Below are 16,368 nucleotides of genomic sequence, written 5' to 3'. Positions count from 1 at the left end.
GCACCTGCTGGCAAGCCGGCAGGTGTCATTGGCGCAACACCGTTCATTCAAGACTTCTTGCACAGAACAACGACAACCCCCGATAACGGAGCGATTCCCATGCTGATCTTTACCCATGACAACGGCGAATTCACCCTTGATGTCCAGCGCGTCGCGATTGCCGGCTGGGCCGGACGCGACCAGGCGGGCGTGCAGCACCATATCGACGAGCTCAAGCTGCTGGGCGTGGCGCCGCCCTCCCAGACCCCGCTGTTCTACCGCGTGACCCGCGAGACCCTGACCCAGGCCTCTCAGGTCGCGATGCTCGGCGGCGAAGGCTCCGGTGAGGTCGAGACCTGTCTGGTCAGTGACGCCGAAGGCACCCTGTGGGTGACGATCGCCTCGGATCATACCGACCGCAAACTCGAAGCCGTCGGCGTCGCCGAGTCCAAGCAGCTGTGCGCCAAGCCGATTGCCCGCCATGCCTGGAAGCTCAGTGAGGTCATCGACCACTGGGACAGCCTCGAGATCGAAAGCGAGATCGAAGACGCCGGCAAGACCGTGCGCTATCAGCAGGGCACTCTCGCTGAGCTGCTGCCGGTCGCCACCCTGATGGAGCGCCTGCCGGCCGGCATCGCCAAGGACGGCAGCCTGGCCCCCAACAGCGTGCTGCTGTGCGGTACCGTACCGGCAATCGGTGGCATCCGCCCCAGCCCGAGCTTTACCATGCGCCTGATCGACCCGCAGACCGGTCGTCGCATCGAGCACCGTTATGAGGTGGAAGAACTTGAGGTGGTGGCATGAGTGATGAGAACAAGCGCCTTGAGCAGGCGCGTGCATTCTGGGCGCGCCCGCCCCGCCAGCGCGCGTTGACGCAGTTGCTGGCCGCCTATCAGACAGGCAGTTTCGGCCCCGAGCAGACCGCCACGGTGCTTGCCGAGCGCCATCAGGCCCTGGGCGAGAGCGCCAGCCACAGCATCATCAGCCGCGATGATGCAGGCATGAGCGTGCAGGCCGCCGCTCAGCAGCAACTCAAGGCGGCTGCGACGTCGTTGCCGCTGGGGGGGGTTCCGGTCTCGATCAAGGACCTCTTCGACGAGACCGGCATGACGACGCTGGCGGGCTCGCGGGCACTGGCAGCAAGCCAACCAGCCGATCAGGACGCTGCGGCACTGAGCCGCCTGAAAGCCGCTGGTATCCTGCATGCCGGCCGCACCAGCATGAGCGAGTTCGCGTTCTCTGGCCTGGGCCTGAACCCGCATGTCGGCACGCCGCCCAACCCCTTTGACGGCGAGCGCATTACCGGCGGCTCGACCTCCGGCGGTGCCGCCTCCGTCGCCTTCGGGCTGGCCGCCGCGACCCTGGGCAGCGATACCGGCGGCTCGCTGCGGATTCCGGCGGCCTTCTGTGGCCTGACGGGCTTCAAGCCGTCACAGGCCAGCGTGCCGGGAGATGGCGCCTTCCCGCTGTCACCGAGCCTGGACTGCATCGGCCCCATCGCGCCCAGCGTCGCCTGCTGTCGCCGCCTGTGGGAAGTCCTGAGCGGTGAGGTCGCTGACCCGACGCCGCTCACTCGACCGCTGACGCTGCTGGTGCCGGAGAGCGAGCTGGTCAGTGAAGTGGACGCCGATGTGGCCGCCGACTTCGCCGCCCTGCTGGAACGGCTCGAGAGTCTGGGGGTTCGCCTCCAGCGTGCGCCGGTCGAGGCCATCGAGGCCGCTTACGCCATCAATCAGCGCGGCGGCCTGGTCATTCCGGAAGCGGCCGCCGTGCATCACGAACTGCTGGCCACCCACGAAGCCCAGTATGATCCGCTGATCGCCGAACGCCTGAACGGCGGGCGCGACATCACCTCCAGCGAATATCTGGCGCGCCTGTGGCCGCGTACCGCCATCCAGCAACGCTTCGCCCAGCAGGTGCAGGATGTCGATGCGGTGCTGATGCCGACCGTTGCCATGCGTGCCCCGCGTCGTGACCTGCTGGAGCAGGATGGCGCGCTCTTCGCCCAGCTCAACAAGCGCGCGCTGCGCAACACCAGCGTCTTCAACTACCTGGATGCCAGCTCGATCTCGATTCCGGCGCCAGCAGCGGTGAACGAAGAGCCGCTGGGCCTGATGCTGTCACGCCCTCAGGGCCAGGATGTGGCGCTGCTGCGCGTCGCCCAGGCGCTGGAGACACTGCTCGCGCAATAGTGGTGTGCCGGCTGAGTGCAGCAATGGCTGCCACAGCAACGGCTGACCGCAGCAATGGCTTAGCTCAGCAGCGGCCGAGCGCAAAAACGCAAAAGGGGCCTCCAGATGGAGGCCCCTTTTTCATGACGCGGACAGTCTGACTGTCCTCAATGATTGAGAATGATCGCGGTAATGGCACCGCCCGCCACGGCCGCCAGCACATAGCGACCATCGATGTTCAACCAGCGATGCCCCTGCGACGGCGCAGACAGCTTGTGAGCACGCCAGTCGCTCACCCAGTAACGCTTGTTGGAGTAGTAGCTGCGCGGCACATGGTCGCCGCGACGCCAGTTGTGTGACTTCTGACCTTGATGCCTGGCCTGCGCCTGATGCTTTTGCTGATTATGACGCTGAGACTGGTCGTGACGCGTCTGCTGCTTTTTCTTCTGATGGCCATTGCCGTGGCTGTTGTGCTGGTTGCCTTGGCTGTTGTGTTGACCGCCACGATTATCGCGGTCGTTGGGCGATGCCTGCGCCAGCGACGCGGTCATCAGGGTGAAGATCATCATCATTACGGTCAGGGTGCGATTGCGCATGTCTGGCCTCCTCGTCGTACTCGGCATCAAGGAATGCCGAGGCTGTGAATCAGGGGTCATGAAACGGAGTCATGAGACAGAGTTAAGAAACAGTGTTAACAAACGGTATGAGAGAACACTATCGTCTCGTGTTCGCCACGGCAAGCCAGCGCGCCAACCTCCACTTTTGCGCACAATTCGCAATGACTTGTCGCCAGTTGACGCATCCTTGTTGCGCAATGACGACATCGAGAAGCAGATATTCGTAATGGCTGATATGGCACGCCATGGTGCGTGGCAAGCATTGGTGCCTGCGCATTCCATGGTCGCAAGGGGGTGGGCGCCCCATCAGAGCGTCGCCAGATGAGGACAGCTTGCATCAGAGATAGGTAATGTCATCGCTGCCCGGGGCATCACTGCTCGAGCACGATCTCATCGATGACATGGCTTTCGGTATTCATCAGCACGAAGGCATTCTTGAGCTGCAGCCAGCGCTGGTTGGCGCCCGGTTCCGAGAGCTTGTGCTGCTGCCAGTTCTCGACCCGAAGGCCGTCATCCCGGGCGACAGTGTCCGGTACCTTGCCGCCCCGCTTCCAGACATGAGCCGGCGAAGCCTCTGCCACCGCTTTCTTCTCAGCCAGCTTTTCCTGGTGCTGAATCTTCTTCAATTCCCGCATCTGTTGCGCCTGAACGCGCTGCGCCTTTACCTGACCTTCCAGATCATGATGCTTCTGGCGCAGACGCTCCTCGTCCTTGTCATCATTGCCATCACCCGCCGAGTCAGCCTGCACGAGGCCAGCACCCAGCAACGACAACATCAGGGTCAGTACCGCAAATGACCGCTTCGCCATGTTGGCCTCCTCGGCTGATTGCGTATGCGTGCGATGTGCTGAGTCCAGCTCAGGCCATCTTGCTGACGGCTGGACACCCTGCGTTCCAGATCGCCATTCCCTACCATCAGCTTATCGCGTCAGCGGCGCAATTTGCGGTTGGATAACGCACGATCTACACGCTTTACTCAAGTCTGGCAGCCACTTGGCGCCAGATATGACCTCCTAGAGCCAGATATGACCTCCAAGAGCCAGATCAGGCCACGGCGCGGCAGGGTGCGGTGGCAAAATCGAGATGCAGATGATTGCCGTCCGGATCTCGCATGTGCAGTTGCACGAGCCCGCCACCCGCGAGCGCGATCCGCTGATAGTGCGTACGGGACGCCGCCAGGCGCGCCTCGAATGCCTCGATATCCGTGGCGGCAAGCGAGAAATGCTCAAGCCGGAGACTGGCATCACTACTGATCGCTGGCAGGCAACCGATGTCGATGAGATGGATGACCGCCACCTCCCCGGCGTAAAGCCAGGCACCGGCGAAGGGGAAATCGGGTCGCGGCCCGCTGTGCAGCCCCAGCACATCGCCATACCACTGGAGCATGGCACTCAGTTGTCCGGTTCGCAGGTTCACATGATCAAGGCGCTGTATGCCCATGACAGGGTTCCATCATTGTATCAGCCACCCGGCACTCGCCAGCAGACAAGGCGGCTTGCGAGTGCTGGATGGCAATGAGAGTGTCTTTCACGAAAAGGAGTGCGACCGGTTGCCCGGCCGCACTCCTTTCACATCACCGCCTCGACAGTGGCTTCGATCAGAAGCCTTCGAGGACGATCTTGCCCTTGGCCTTGCCGCTTTCCAGCAAGGCATGCGCGCGCTTGAGGTTCTCGGCGTTGATGGTGCCGAAGGTTTCCGTCGCGGTGGAGGTGATTCTGCCAGTGTCTAGCAGACCCGCCACCTTGGTGAGAATCTCGCCCTGACGCGTGATATCGGCGGTGGTGAACAGTGAGCGAGTGAACATCAGCTCCCAATGGATGGAAACGGCCTTGGGCTTGAACGGCACCACATCGAGGGTCTCCGGGTCATCGATCATGCCGAAACGGCCCTGCGGCGCGATCAATTCGGCAACCTGCGGCGCGTAGTGCTCGGAGAAGTTGGTCGAGAACACGAAGGCCGGTGCCCCGATGCCCAGCGCCTCGATCTGGGCCGGCAGCGGCTGGCTGTGGTCGATGACGTGATGCGCACCCAGTGACTTCACCCACTCGCGGGTCTGGGGACGTGACGCCGTGGCGATGATGGTCAGGTCGGTCAGCTCACGCAGCAACTGGATGGTGATGGAGCCCACGCCACCGGCCCCGCCGATGATCAGGATGGCACGTGCAGCGCCCGGCACCGGCTCGGTGACACGCAGACGATCGAACAGCATCTCGAAGCCGGTCAGCGTGGTCAGCGGCAGCGCAGCCGCCTCATGGGCCGCCACGGATTTGGGCGCATGGCCGACGATGCGCTCATCCACCAGGTGGAATTCGCTGTTGGTGCCGGCGCGGGTGAGATCACCGGCATACCAGACCTTGTCGCCCGGGGCGAAGGCCGTGACCTGGTCACCGATGGCGACGACTTCGCCCACGGCGTCCCACCCGATGACGGCAGCTTCGCCGTCGGCCGGCTCGCGGCTCTCACGAATCTTGTAATCCACCGGATTCACCGACACCGCGGCAACCTTGACCAGCAGGTCGTGACCGGTGGCGACCGGTGTCTCGAGTTCGATATCGACCAGGGCGTCGTCACGATCAACGGAACCGGCAGCGTAGTAACCAATGGCTTTCATCAGAGTCTCTCCTAAAGATCATGTCAGTCACGGCAGCGCTGAAAGGCCTTGCCGTGATGCGATGACTGCATGTTAACTCTCTGGCCTTGGCGTAAAAACATCCCTCACCCGCAAGGTTAATCCGGATAAAGCGGATAATGTATGGCGAGTTTGCGTGTTGCGTGCAAGGAGACACCGACGGGTGATCAGCTTGCGATGCGAGATGCGCCGGCCAGACACAAAAACGACAACGCAGGACGGTCGTGAGACACGTCCTGCGCAGATCACAGGCTAGCGAGGCAGCCATGGCGCCAAGGCAATGAGTTGCCCAAGCCCCAAGGGAGCAAGGGTCAGTTGGCGGGTGTCAGCTTGAGCAGGTAGTAATGCTTGTCACTGCCATCCACGCCCTGATTGAGTGCCGGATGGGCGTTCAGCTGGTTGGTGGTGAGGTAGAGACTGCCATCCGGCGCGAAGGCGAAGCCATCCGGCCAGCGCAGACGCTCGTCATCTTGGGCGATCACCGACATGCCCTCCGGCGATGAGAAGGTCAGTGCGTTGTGCTCCGCGTCACCGGCGATGATGCCGCCGCGCTTGGCATCGAAGATGAAGCCATCATTGGGGCGCTTGGGAGCGTAAGGCGTGATGGCGCGAGCCAGTTCCGCCTGCGTGGCAGTGTCATCGGCCAGCTCAGCCGCCGGCAGACGATAGATCTCACTGCCGTTCACGCCACCGAAATAGACGACGTCATCCGTCGGATCGAAGGCGATGGCATTCAAGCCCAGGTACCAGGGCTTCGGCTCACCATTCTTGTCGCCCTTGGCCGCCATCAGATGGCCATTGATGACCATGTCGTGTTCCACCGGCATCAGCCTTTCATCGCTCTGCAGCACGCGACGCGTCTTGCCGCTGGCGATATCCACCACCACGAAGGCCGGTTTCATGCTGGAGGCTGGCGCGGTAAAGGTCATGTCAGCGATATAGATCTTGCCGCGCTGCTCATCGATGACGAAATCCTGCAGGAAGGAGATCGGCAGCACGCTGTCACCGGCAAGCGAAATCACCTTCTTGAGCGAATCGCTGCGGGTATCCCAGCCCACCAGCTTGGGCGCACTGTCCTGGCTGCCCATGTCGAGCATCCACACCACGCCCTGACTGTCGGAGTGCACGCCGATGATCGAGGCGATGCCGACCTCGCCCTTTTCCGGGCCATCGGCCCAGTCCAGGTTCGGGAACGGCACACGCTTGCCGTCCTGGGTGATCTCGACCACGCGCAGCGCCGGTGCATCGAGTGGCTGCTGGGACATGATCAAGCGGCCATCCGGCGTGAAGGTGATGTTGCCGGGGCGGGTGTCCGAATATTCCGCGACGGTGGTCAGCGTGCCGTCACGCAGGGAGGCGGCTTGCGCATTCTGGGGGTTCACGGCCGTGCTGTCAGCGGCCGCCTGAGTGGCGCTGGCGACAGTGGCAACGCCCAGCGAGGCGATGAGAATGGCAGTCTTGAGGCGAGAAAATGGCATGGGGGCTCCTTGCCCGCCGGTTGGCGCTGCGCGCTGCACCAGCAGGGTCGATGATGATGAGATGAAGAGACTGGGCGGTGACGTGGCCATCGCCCAGGGTTTGTCGAGATTCAGGCGAGAAGATTCAGGCGCGGCGACGCAGGTCGTCTTCCAGTTCGCTCAAGCGAGGATTGCCGATGTAGAGCTGAGAGAGGTCCTTGAGGGCCGCGGCGCCGATGCGCAGGCGAGCCTCCTTGTGCACCACCAGCGTGGCGTCATCCTGGGTGCCCAGAAGCCCCTTGGGCTCCTTGAGGGCGCGAATCCGGTAGCGGTGATGCAGGAACTGTGGATGCCACAGCGGCACCACGACCCAACGCCCCTGCGCCACCGCTGCTTCGTAACGATCGAAACAGTCCGCTTCGCTGCCGGTGCGGAAGACATACCCGGCGGCGTCCAGACCATATTGCTTGATCATCTCGGCCGAGAAGCGACTGATGCCGGCCCCCGGATTGATGCCCTGGATGATCAGCTCCATCTTGCTGAGCGCCGGTTCCAGCAGCAGGTCCGTGACACTTGCCACCGCGCTTTGTGGCACGTAATCCGGCACTCCCCAGATGCAATACGGCTCATAGATGACAGCGATCTTGTCGACGTCCTCCAGCATGGGGGCCAGGTAGGCCTCATGACTCGACGGCAACCAGGCGGAGGCCAGAATGTCGACCTCCCCTCGCCCCAGCATCGCGAAGGCCTCTTCGTGGGGAGCAGAGGCGAAGGTCACCTCATGGCCGTGGCTCTCCAGAACACGCGCCACTTCCCGAGCACTGGCCTCATGGAAGGACAACGCGATATGGCCGATACGGATGGGGTCTGTCATGACTGCCTCAATTAGGTTCTTGAAGGGGAAAGAAGGCGAGCAGGCCTGCATGGCCGCCCAGGAAAGCCAGGGCCCAGGCCCGCCCTCAGTCGAAGGCGGTCATTTCATGCAGGGTGAATTCGCTGACCGCGCCTTCCGTCGCTGCCATATACTCTTCCAGGTGCGGGGCCTGCATGTGCTGCTGCCAGAGTTCCCGCGAGGCCCAATTCTCATGAAAGGTGAAATGCGCCGGGTTATCGTTGTTCTGGTGCAGGGTGTAGCCAAGGCAGCCTTCCTCGGCACGAGTGATCGGCACCAGTGCCAGAAGCGCTGCCTTGACCTGCTCGATCTGGTCCGGCTTGGCATGGATATTGGCGATGATGGTCAGCTGGGTCATGAAGGATACTCCGTGGCGTGATCGGGAAGCTTGAGTTGCGCAAGCGATGTGGTCATCCTAGCCACAAGCCTCATCCGTATAAACATCCAACTTACGCAAAGATAATTCGGAAAAACCGTACAATGCTGCTGGATAATATCGCCCTGTTCCTGACCATCATCGAGAAAGGCAGCCTGACCGCCGCAGGACGCGAGACGGGGCTGTCGCCCACCACCGTGTCCGAGCGCCTCGCCGCGCTGGAAGCCCATTACGGGGTCGTGCTGCTCAATCGCACCACGCGCGCCATCAGCCTGACCGAAGAAGGCCGGACACTGATGGAGGAAGCCCGCAGCCTGCTCGACAGCGTGTCGGAACTGGAGACCCGCATCCGCCTGGGCGCGCAGACCCTCACCGGCCGCATCCGCGTCAGTGCGCCCAGCGACCTGGGCCGCAATGCCCTGTCACGCGCCATCACCGAATTCCAGCATCTGCACCCCACCATCGAGATAGAACTGCTGCTGTCGGACAGCTACGTGGATATCGTCGGCCAGGGAATCGATCTTGCCCTGCGCTTCGGCACCATCATGGACAGCACGCTGCGCGTGCGGCATCTGGGCCAGAAACGCCGCCTGATATGCGCCTCCCCCGCCTATCTGGCGCAGCATCCTGCGCCGCTGACGCCGGTAGACCTCAAGCACCACAACTGCCTGGTGATGCGCTTCGGCAAGAGCCTCGACAACGAGTGGCGCTTCGGCAGTCACAAGGTGCCGCAGATCGTCACCGTCAGTGGCAACCGGATCGCCAATGACGGCGAACTGGTACGCCAGTGGTGCCTGGAAGGGTTGGGCATCGCCCTGAAATCGGAAGTCGACGTGAAGGAGGATCTGCGTGCGGGACGCCTGATCGAGCTGCTGCCGGAACATGCCGCGCCGCCCTCGCCGCTGCAGCTGCTGTTTCCGCCGGCGCGCGCCCAACCGCGTCGCGTGCAGGCGTTTGCCCAGCACCTGGTCGAGACCTTCAGCGAACCGGCCTGATCAGGACACAGCCGCCTCGTCATTTGCCGGCCCGTCGTCTGTCGATCTGGCGAGACATTTGCCGCAACCAGAACGCCAACACCTCTGTACGCATTGCGCGCGACAGAGGTGTTGGCGTCTTGCTTTGCGCGTGTTGCGGACATGCCTCAAGGTCTGGGCCTGGATCTGGATCCGGGGATGGGCCAGGTTACAACACGGCCTGGCGCACCCTGGCCGAGACCCACTCGGAGGCGATCACGGTAAACAGGATCACCACGAAGATCATGCTGACCTGGTTCCACGCCAGCACGTTGAGCGAGGACTGCAGATTGAGCCCCAGCCCACCGGCCCCGACCAGCCCCAGAATCGTCGACTCGCGGATATTGATGTCCCAGCGGAACACGCTGATGCCCCAGAAGGCCGGCAGAATCTGCGGTACCACGGCGTAGTTCATCACCTGCAGCCCCGAGGCACCGGTGGCACGCACGGCATCGACCTGACGCTCATCGATCTCCTCGATGGCTTCGTAGAGCAGCTTGGCGACGAAGCCGATGGAGCGCAGACCGATGGCGATCACCCCCGCCAGCAGCCCCGGGCCGATGATGGCGACCAGCAGCAGCGCCCAGATCAACGAGTTGATCGAACGCGAGGCCACGATGATCAAAAGCGCCAGCGGACGGATGAAGCGCACGCTCGGCGTGGTGTTGCTGGCGGCGAGGAAGGCGACCGGCACGGCCATGATCACGCCGAGCACGGTACCCAGCGTCGCCATGTTGAGGGTGTCCCACAGCGGCTGCCACAGGCGCCCCAGGTAGCTCCACTCAGGCGGGAACATGCGTCCACCGATATCGGCCGCCTGGGCGGGCGCATCCTCCACGAAGGCCCAGATGGTGTCTTCATTCATCACCTGCCAGCAGTAGACGCTGAACGCCACCAGCCAGAACAGGCCAACCCACTTCACCAGGCGCTGACGCGACGAAGAACGCTGCCAGACAGGGGCGTGAGACGAGGAACTGTCTGTCATGACTGTCATTGCACCCACCGACGGATATAGGAAGAGGAATATTCCACCACCAGCACGATGGCGATGATCATGATCAGGATGGCGCCGGCGGAATCGTATTCGTAGCGATCGATCGCCGTATTGAGTGTCGCGCCGATCCCACCCGCGCCGACGATGCCGATCACCGAGGACTCACGGAAATTGATGTCGAGACGGTAGAGCGACAAGCCGATCAGGCGCGGCATGACCTGAGGCTGCACGGCATAGTTGACCACCTGCCACCATCCGGCGCCGGTGGCACGAATCGCCTCGATCTGGACCGCCTCACAGGCTTCGATCTCCTCGGCCAGCAGCTTGGCGACGAAGCCGATGCTGGCGAACGTCAGCGTCAGAAAGCCCGCGAAGGGGCCGAAGCCGAACATGGCCACCAGCAGGATGGCGATGATGATTTCCTGGAAGGAGCGCGACAGCGTGATGATGGAGCGGCACAGGAAATAGATCGGCGCCGGAGCCAGGTTGCGTGCTGCGCCGATCCCGATGGGAATCGAGATCAGAATGCCCGCCAGCGTCGAGGTCCAGGTCATGGTCAGGCTCTCGATCAGCCCTTGCTGGATATCACGCCAGCGCGACGTGAAATCCGGGACCAGGAAGCCCTGCAGGAAGCGCCAGCCGCGGATCATGCCTTCCTGGACCCGTGCCCAGTCGACTTCGATGGTCGAGGTTGCCACCACCAGATAGGCGATGGCACACAGCATGAACAGCCAGGCATGCCAGCGACGCTTGAACATCACCGGCGGACGCTGCCAGCGGGTCGGCATGGTGGAGGAAGAGGGAGCTGGCGTTGTCATGTCGCCGCCACCATCTGCTCGCGCGGTGCCTGCGGGCGCACCGCCGGTTCATCTGCCGCCTCCTCGGCGCCCTCTTCCGGATTGAGCTGCGTCCAGTCCTCGGCACCATAGATGGTGGTCAGCACCTCGTCGGTCAGTGCGTCCGGCGGGCCATCGAAGACCACTTCCCCGGCACGCAGCCCGATCAGGCGGTCCGTGAAGTTGCGGGCCAGCATCACATCGTGGATGTTGATGATCGCCGGCAGGCCACGCTCGCGGCACATGCCCTGGATCAGACGCATGATCTGGCGCGAGGTCTTGGGGTCCAGTGAGGCGGTCGGCTCATCGACCAGCAACAGCTCCGGATTCTGCTCCAGTGCCCGTGCGATGCCGACTCGCTGACGCTGCCCGCCCGACAGCTCATCGGCACGCTTGTCGTGACGCCCCGCAAGCCCCACCCGCTCCAGCAATGCAAACGCCTGCTGCACGTCTGCCGCCGGATAACGACGCAACAGCGAGCGCCAGTACGAGACATAGCCCAGTCGGCCTGACAGCACGTTCTCCATCACCGTCAGACGCTCGACCAGTGCATATTCCTGGAAGATCATCCCGATACGCCGACGGACGCGGCGCAGGTCGCTCCCCTTGAGGCCCGTCAGGGACTCGCCGGCCAGACTGATCTCGCCGGAGGTCGGCTTGACCAGCCGGTTGATGCAGCGGATCAAGGTCGACTTGCCCGCCCCTGACGGGCCGATCAACCCGACCACCTGCCCTGCCGGTACCTCAAGGCTGACGGCATTGAGCGCCAGATCGCCTGTCTTGTAGGTCTTGGTGACTTTCTCTAGTTTCAGCACGTTTGACTCCCGCCCCTGCCGATCAACGGCAGTGGTATTGAACGTTGTTCGCCGCGTCGATCTTGCGGATGACTTCCCACTCCTTCTTGAAGGAAATCGGGATGAACTGGGTTTCCCCCACCGGCGTGAATTCTTCTGCCAGTGACGAGCCTTCCCACGGGAAGGTTCTGAAGGCGTCCTTGATCTTCTCCTGCAGCTCCGGCGTCAGGTTGTGCGCCATGCCGTAGCTGGTGGTCGGGAAGGTCTGGGAGGTATACAGCGTCTTGAGCTGCTCGGGCTTGATCACACCGCGCTGCTCCATGCGACGGGCGACCTTGTTGGCGATCGCGGCGGCCGGGTAGTCCTTGTTCGCGACACCGAGTACCGAGTTGTCATGCTTGCCGGAAAACACGGGGGTGAAGTCGGTACCGGCGACCATGCCGTAGTCGGACTTCAGAATCGCCGACGGTGCCTTGTAGCCGGAATTGGAGGTTTCGGAGGTGAAGGCCATCTCGCGACCCTTGATGTCCTCGACCTTGTCGATCCCGGAGCCCGGATAGGTGATGATTTCCATCTCGTAACCGAAGGCGCCATCGTCCGCGGCCATCATGGTGAAGGGACGGAAACCGGCACAGGCCACCGCCAGCGGGGTGGAACCGGTATTGAAGCCGGCGATCTGCAGACGGCCGGCACGCATGGCCTCGATCTGGGCGGCGTTGGACTGCACCGGGAAGAACTGCACCTTCTTGCCGGTCTTCTCGGCCAGGTACTCCAGAAAATCAGACCAGGCGTCTGCGTAGACTGCCGGGTCTTCCACCGGGGTATAGGCAAATACCAGGGTGGCGGGGTCTTTCAGTTCGGCGGGGTCCGTAGGGATATCCGCCACCATATCGCCATCGGCATCGCTGTAGCGTTCGCCCAGACTGAACTGCGCTTGCGCCAGCGTCGGCACCAACAGCAATGACCCCAACCACCATCCAAGACGCTTCATTCCCTTCTCCCGTGTGTTCTTTGATCTGCCCCCCGCCTCGCACGAGGGACAGATATCATCAGCTGGCGACGCCACCCAACAATATTCACTGATCCATATAAGCAAATATTTCAGACTGGCGGCACTGGCGTTCAGGGGCCTGGCCCTTCACGACCTTTCCCTTCACGACCTTGGCCCTTCACGACCTAGACCCTTCACGATCTAGGCCCTTCACGACCTCCCGGCCGGCCACATATGGCATCAATTCGGGAGGTCGCGTTACGCCCGTCATGTCACTGCCTGATCCCTCTTGCGGGGTTCAACGGCAGTTGTATTGAACGTTGTTGGCGTCATCGATCTTGCGGATGACTTCCCACTCCTTCTGGAAGGAGATCGGCACGAATTGCGCTTCACCGGACTCGGAGAACTCCGCTGCCAGTGAGGAGCCTTCCCAGGGGAAGCTCATGAAGGCGTCCTTGATCCTGGCCTGCAGCTCCGGCGTCAGGTTGTAGGCGACGCCATAGCTGGTGGTCGGGAAGGTCTGCGAGGTATAGAGCGTCTTGATCTGGTCCGCCTCGATCACGCCGCGATCTTCCATGCGCCCCATCACCGAATTGGCGACGGCAGCAGCGACGTAATCGTGATTGGCGACGCCGAGGATGGAATTGTCATGCTTGCCGGAGAACACCGGCGTGAAATCGGTGCCGGCGACCATGTCGTAATCGGCCTTGAGGATGGCAGACGGTGCCTTGAAGCCGGAGTTGGAGGTCTCGGAGGTGAAGGCCATTTCCTTGCCCTTGATGTCCTCGACCTTGTCGATGCCGGACCCCGGGTAGGTGATGATTTCCATCTCGTAGCCGTAGCTGCCATCCGCCGCCGCCATCATGGTGAACGGGCGATAGCCGGCACAGGCCACGGCCAGCGGGTTGGAACCGGTATTGAAGCCGGCAATATGCAGACGACCCGCACGCATGGCTTCGATCTGGGCGGCGTTGGACTGCACCGGGAAGAACTGCACCTTCTTGCCAGTCTTCTCGGCCAGGTAATCCAGGAAGTCAGACCAGGCATCGGCATAGACCGCCGGGTCTTCCACCGGCGTATAGGCAAATACCAGCGTGCTCGGGTCCTTGAGCTGTGAGGCATCCGTCGGAATATCCGCCACCAGATCCCCATCGGCGTCGTTGTAACGGCTATCCAGACTGAACGCCGCCTGTGCCATCGAAGGAACCAGCATCATCGCGCCTACCACCAAGCCAAGCGTCTTCATATTCCCTGCCCCTTGAGTTTTTTTCGTTCGAACCGAGATCCAGCTGCGGATGTAAAGTAGGCGCTTCGTATGAAGATTGGATGACGCTTGCATTGCGAACGTGATGCGCTCGCATGACAGTCCAAAGACAGCGCCCTGGAGCGAGCGTGAAGAGGCGACTTTCATGGTTATCTGAAAATATGAATCTCCATATATATTTTCCGATAACGGTCCGCGCCGAGGCCGCCAGGCCCCATGATGCCCCGCTATCGTGGCCTGCTCCCCCGCTGATTGACGTTCATTTGAAGATGGCGAGCTGAGCACTTCGCCACGCGATGAAGCTGTCTTGCCTGACAGACCCCCAGCACGGCGTGAAGGTCGCGCTTTCGAGAACGCGGAGATCCACTCGCTCTTTACGCCCTGTCGTCGTGAGCAAGTAGCCAAGGCGCTGGCCCCGAGAGCTTGGACCCGAGGGCTTTACGCAAAGGGCTTGGCCACAGCGTCTGGAGACAGGATCTGAACAAAAGAGGCCGAAACGCAAAAGCCCCCGGCAACCAAAGGCTGCGGGGGGCTTTCATCATCCGGGGCACTCAGCTGCCATCAGGCAGCGATGTCATGCCTCAGTGGCGCTCGTTCTTGAGCACGTCGGCGTAGTTCTTCTTCTGGTAACGAGACTGGGTATCGCTCGCCTTGTTGCTGGCACTGGACTTGGCTGACTTGGCCGCCTGGCTGGCGTGTGATGTCTTGGCCGACGCCTTGCTGCTTGCCGTGGCCTTGTGGGACTGGGCGGCAGACTTGGCAGACGACTTGGCGCTGTTCTTGGACTGGCTGTACTGGGACTTGGCGCTGTTCTTGGACTGGGAGTACTGAGTCTTGGCGCTGTCCTTGTGAGCCTCAAGCGTCGGATTGCCGGCCAGTGCCACGGAGGAACCGGCCATGCTGGCCACCATCAGTGCTGCGATCGTCAACTTGCGCATCGTGTCTACCTCGTCATCTTGCATGAATACCGGGTCCTGGAGGGCGTCCCTCGAGGTTTGTCATGAGCAGACACTAACGTGTTGATATTCAAGCTCGCAATTGTCGATCCCTGACATGACGATTTCTTTCACCTTATCCGAAAGTTGTAGCCATCCCGAGACGAGCGTGTCTCATCTGACACCTGTCCCACCCTCATCCGCCGCATGATTTCACCCTGCGCCGCACTCTCCCAAAGCGGTAAAAATTCATCAGTGAATGATTGTCTTCATTTCATGGGCTCTAACGCCGGCTGGTGCGTCGATCAGGCTTGACCCAGCGCCAGAAAAACATTGTTATTTACTTGAGAAGAAAATTAAGTCACTGACAGGAAATAACCGAGCCACAGCCACGTCAGTGAATGAAATTCTTCACATCACAACAACAATGCCTCTCTGCCGACATCGGAGCCCAGAATGCCTCACGCGACCTGCACCTCAGACGATCACTTCATTCTCACCATTAGCTGCCCGGCGACGTCCGGCATCGTGGCAGCCATCACCACCTTCCTGACCACCCATGAGTGCTACATCAGTGAGCTGGCGCAATACGATGATGAGGACAAGGGGCAGTTCTTCTTCCGCGCCCGCTTCCGCTTCAATGAAGGCGTCGAAGGCGATATCGCCCAGATGCGTCAGGCCTTCGAGGACGTGGCGGCTCCCTTCGAGATGCAATGGCAGATCCACGGTGGCCAGGACAAGATGCCGGTGCTGATCATGGTCTCCAAGTTCGATCACTGCCTGGACGACCTGCTCTATCACTACCGCAAGGGTGAGCTGGACATGCGGATCACCGCGGTGGTCTCCAATCACCTCGACCTGCGCCCGATGGTCGAGCGCGAAGGCATCCGCTTCGTCTACCTGCCGATCACCAAGGACACCAAGGCGCGCCAGGAAGCGGCTCTGATGGACATCGTCGACGAGACCGGCACTCAGCTGGTGGTGCTGGCGCGCTACATGCAGATTCTCTCCGATGAGCTGTGCCAGAAGCTGGCCGGGCGTGCCATCAACATCCACCACTCCTTCCTGCCGGGCTTCAAGGGCGCCAAGCCCTATCACCAGGCCCACGCCCGCGGGGTCAAGCTGATCGGGGCCACCGCTCACTATGTCACCGCGGATCTCGACGAAGGGCCGATCATCGATCAGGCCGTACAGCGGGTCGAACACAACTTCGCCCCGGAAGATCTGGTCGCAGCGGGCCGCAATACCGAGACCCAGGCGCTGACCAATGCCGTGCGCTATCACATCGAACACCGCGTCTTCCTCGCCAATGATCGCACCGTGATCTTCAAGTAAGTCTTCAAGTAAGTCTTCAAGTAAGGCGTCAAATAAGTCTTCAAGCAAGGCGTCGCACAAGCCTTCAAGACAGACCACGCGTGAA

General features: G+C 61.8%; 17 protein-coding genes. 4 read left to right on the top strand and 13 right to left on the bottom strand.

Translation table 11 applies throughout. From position 1 onward, the window contains the following. Positions 1-99 precede the first annotated feature (99 nt). Together QD356_RS04580 and QD356_RS04575 are read left to right on the top strand one after the other, a co-directional pair. Entirely contained in the window at positions 100-783 is a 684-nt protein-coding gene (locus tag QD356_RS04580; RefSeq protein WP_192838140.1) for a DUF2848 domain-containing protein, read from the top strand. Then, the gene (locus QD356_RS04575) at positions 780-2,171 is read left to right on the top strand and encodes an amidase family protein (RefSeq protein ID WP_192838139.1); all 1,392 of its coding nucleotides are present in this window, start codon (positions 780-782) and stop codon (positions 2,169-2,171) included. The genes QD356_RS04580 and QD356_RS04575 overlap by 4 nt, the downstream gene beginning before the upstream one ends. Before the next feature lie 146 nt (positions 2,172-2,317). Here the strand turns inward: QD356_RS04575 and QD356_RS04570 are convergent, their stop codons facing one another. The 7 genes from QD356_RS04570 to QD356_RS04540 form a co-directional block, all read right to left on the bottom strand. After that, the gene (locus tag QD356_RS04570) at positions 2,318-2,746 is read right to left on the bottom strand and encodes an RcnB family protein (protein ID WP_192838138.1); all 429 of its coding nucleotides are present in this window, start codon (positions 2,744-2,746) and stop codon (positions 2,318-2,320) included. A gap of 392 nt (positions 2,747-3,138) precedes the next feature. Next, positions 3,139-3,576: an RcnB family protein gene (locus tag QD356_RS04565; protein ID WP_192838137.1), complete on the bottom strand. Its 438-nt coding sequence runs from the start codon at positions 3,574-3,576 to the stop codon at positions 3,139-3,141. Between the two features lie 235 nt (positions 3,577-3,811). Beyond that, positions 3,812-4,207 (bottom strand): VOC family protein, encoded by a 396-nt coding sequence (locus tag QD356_RS04560; protein WP_192838136.1) that lies wholly within the window; start codon positions 4,205-4,207, stop codon positions 3,812-3,814. 157 nt (positions 4,208-4,364) lie between these two features. Beyond that, entirely contained in the window at positions 4,365-5,378 is a 1,014-nt protein-coding gene (locus tag QD356_RS04555) for a zinc-binding alcohol dehydrogenase family protein (protein ID WP_192838135.1), read from the bottom strand. Between the two features lie 329 nt (positions 5,379-5,707). Further along, a complete protein-coding gene (locus QD356_RS04550; RefSeq protein ID WP_192838134.1) occupies positions 5,708-6,874 on the bottom strand; it encodes an L-dopachrome tautomerase-related protein in 1,167 nt (388 codons plus the stop codon). 124 nt (positions 6,875-6,998) lie between these two features. Beyond that, on the bottom strand, positions 6,999-7,727 hold the full coding sequence (locus QD356_RS04545; protein WP_192838133.1) for a glycine betaine ABC transporter substrate-binding protein: 729 nt from the start codon (positions 7,725-7,727) through the stop codon (positions 6,999-7,001). Positions 7,728-7,812: 85 nt separating this feature from the next. Next, positions 7,813-8,103: a putative quinol monooxygenase gene (locus QD356_RS04540; protein WP_192838132.1), complete on the bottom strand. Its 291-nt coding sequence runs from the start codon at positions 8,101-8,103 to the stop codon at positions 7,813-7,815. 122 nt (positions 8,104-8,225) lie between these two features. On the opposite strand from QD356_RS04540, the gene QD356_RS04535 reads away from it, so the two are divergent. After that, entirely contained in the window at positions 8,226-9,116 is an 891-nt protein-coding gene (locus QD356_RS04535; protein ID WP_192838131.1) for a LysR family transcriptional regulator, read from the top strand. Positions 9,117-9,303: 187 nt separating this feature from the next. Here the strand turns inward: QD356_RS04535 and phnE (QD356_RS04530) are convergent, their stop codons facing one another. The 6 genes from phnE (QD356_RS04530) to QD356_RS04505 all read right to left on the bottom strand — a co-directional run bounded on the left by phnE (QD356_RS04530) (position 9,304) and on the right by QD356_RS04505 (position 14,951). Continuing rightward, positions 9,304-10,119: a phosphonate ABC transporter, permease protein PhnE gene (gene phnE / locus QD356_RS04530; protein ID WP_192838130.1), complete on the bottom strand. Its 816-nt coding sequence runs from the start codon at positions 10,117-10,119 to the stop codon at positions 9,304-9,306. A gap of 5 nt (positions 10,120-10,124) precedes the next feature. Then, on the bottom strand, positions 10,125-10,886 hold the full coding sequence (phnE, locus tag QD356_RS04525) for a phosphonate ABC transporter, permease protein PhnE (RefSeq protein ID WP_225996452.1): 762 nt from the start codon (positions 10,884-10,886) through the stop codon (positions 10,125-10,127). 56 nt (positions 10,887-10,942) lie between these two features. Beyond that, positions 10,943-11,779: a phosphonate ABC transporter ATP-binding protein gene (gene phnC / locus QD356_RS04520; protein ID WP_192838128.1), complete on the bottom strand. Its 837-nt coding sequence runs from the start codon at positions 11,777-11,779 to the stop codon at positions 10,943-10,945. Between the two features lie 22 nt (positions 11,780-11,801). Next, positions 11,802-12,749: a phosphate/phosphite/phosphonate ABC transporter substrate-binding protein gene (phnD, locus tag QD356_RS04515; protein ID WP_192838127.1), complete on the bottom strand. Its 948-nt coding sequence runs from the start codon at positions 12,747-12,749 to the stop codon at positions 11,802-11,804. A 298-nt stretch (positions 12,750-13,047) separates the two neighbouring features. Then, entirely contained in the window at positions 13,048-13,995 is a 948-nt protein-coding gene (gene phnD, locus QD356_RS04510) for a phosphate/phosphite/phosphonate ABC transporter substrate-binding protein (protein WP_192838126.1), read from the bottom strand. A gap of 599 nt (positions 13,996-14,594) precedes the next feature. Next, positions 14,595-14,951: a hypothetical protein gene (locus QD356_RS04505; protein WP_192838125.1), complete on the bottom strand. Its 357-nt coding sequence runs from the start codon at positions 14,949-14,951 to the stop codon at positions 14,595-14,597. A gap of 453 nt (positions 14,952-15,404) precedes the next feature. Between QD356_RS04505 and purU the strand changes: the two genes are divergently transcribed. Then, positions 15,405-16,283 (top strand): formyltetrahydrofolate deformylase, encoded by an 879-nt coding sequence (gene purU / locus QD356_RS04500; RefSeq protein WP_054555969.1) that lies wholly within the window; start codon positions 15,405-15,407, stop codon positions 16,281-16,283. The last annotated feature ends 85 nt before the right edge of the window (positions 16,284-16,368 follow it).

Source organism: Cobetia sp. 2AS (assembly GCF_029846355.1).
GTDB classification, from domain to species: domain Bacteria; phylum Pseudomonadota; class Gammaproteobacteria; order Pseudomonadales; family Halomonadaceae; genus Cobetia; species Cobetia amphilecti.
This window is presented reverse-complemented; position numbering and strand designations above follow the sequence as displayed.

Coding starts and splice junctions, on each gene's coding strand:
- QD356_RS04550 (WP_192838134.1), bottom strand. CDS start 6,874: ATGCCATTTTCTCGCCTCAAGACTGCCATTCTCATCGCCTCGCTGGGC.
- QD356_RS04505 (WP_192838125.1), bottom strand. CDS start 14,951: ATGCGCAAGTTGACGATCGCAGCACTGATGGTGGCCAGCATGGCCGGT.
- phnD (WP_192838127.1), bottom strand. CDS start 12,749: ATGAAGCGTCTTGGATGGTGGTTGGGGTCATTGCTGTTGGTGCCGACG.
- QD356_RS04545 (WP_192838133.1), bottom strand. CDS start 7,727: ATGACAGACCCCATCCGTATCGGCCATATCGCGTTGTCCTTCCATGAG.
- QD356_RS04570 (WP_192838138.1), bottom strand. CDS start 2,746: ATGCGCAATCGCACCCTGACCGTAATGATGATGATCTTCACCCTGATG.
- purU (WP_054555969.1), top strand. CDS start 15,405: ATGCCTCACGCGACCTGCACCTCAGACGATCACTTCATTCTCACCATT.
- QD356_RS04580 (WP_192838140.1), top strand. CDS start 100: ATGCTGATCTTTACCCATGACAACGGCGAATTCACCCTTGATGTCCAG.
- QD356_RS04540 (WP_192838132.1), bottom strand. CDS start 8,103: ATGACCCAGCTGACCATCATCGCCAATATCCATGCCAAGCCGGACCAG.
- QD356_RS04565 (WP_192838137.1), bottom strand. CDS start 3,576: ATGGCGAAGCGGTCATTTGCGGTACTGACCCTGATGTTGTCGTTGCTG.
- QD356_RS04535 (WP_192838131.1), top strand. CDS start 8,226: ATGCTGCTGGATAATATCGCCCTGTTCCTGACCATCATCGAGAAAGGC.
- QD356_RS04555 (WP_192838135.1), bottom strand. CDS start 5,378: ATGAAAGCCATTGGTTACTACGCTGCCGGTTCCGTTGATCGTGACGAC.
- QD356_RS04560 (WP_192838136.1), bottom strand. CDS start 4,207: ATGGGCATACAGCGCCTTGATCATGTGAACCTGCGAACCGGACAACTG.
- QD356_RS04575 (WP_192838139.1), top strand. CDS start 780: ATGAGTGATGAGAACAAGCGCCTTGAGCAGGCGCGTGCATTCTGGGCG.
- phnE (WP_192838130.1), bottom strand. CDS start 10,119: ATGACAGACAGTTCCTCGTCTCACGCCCCTGTCTGGCAGCGTTCTTCG.
- phnD (WP_192838126.1), bottom strand. CDS start 13,995: ATGAAGACGCTTGGCTTGGTGGTAGGCGCGATGATGCTGGTTCCTTCG.
- phnE (WP_225996452.1), bottom strand. CDS start 10,886: ATGTTCAAGCGTCGCTGGCATGCCTGGCTGTTCATGCTGTGTGCCATC.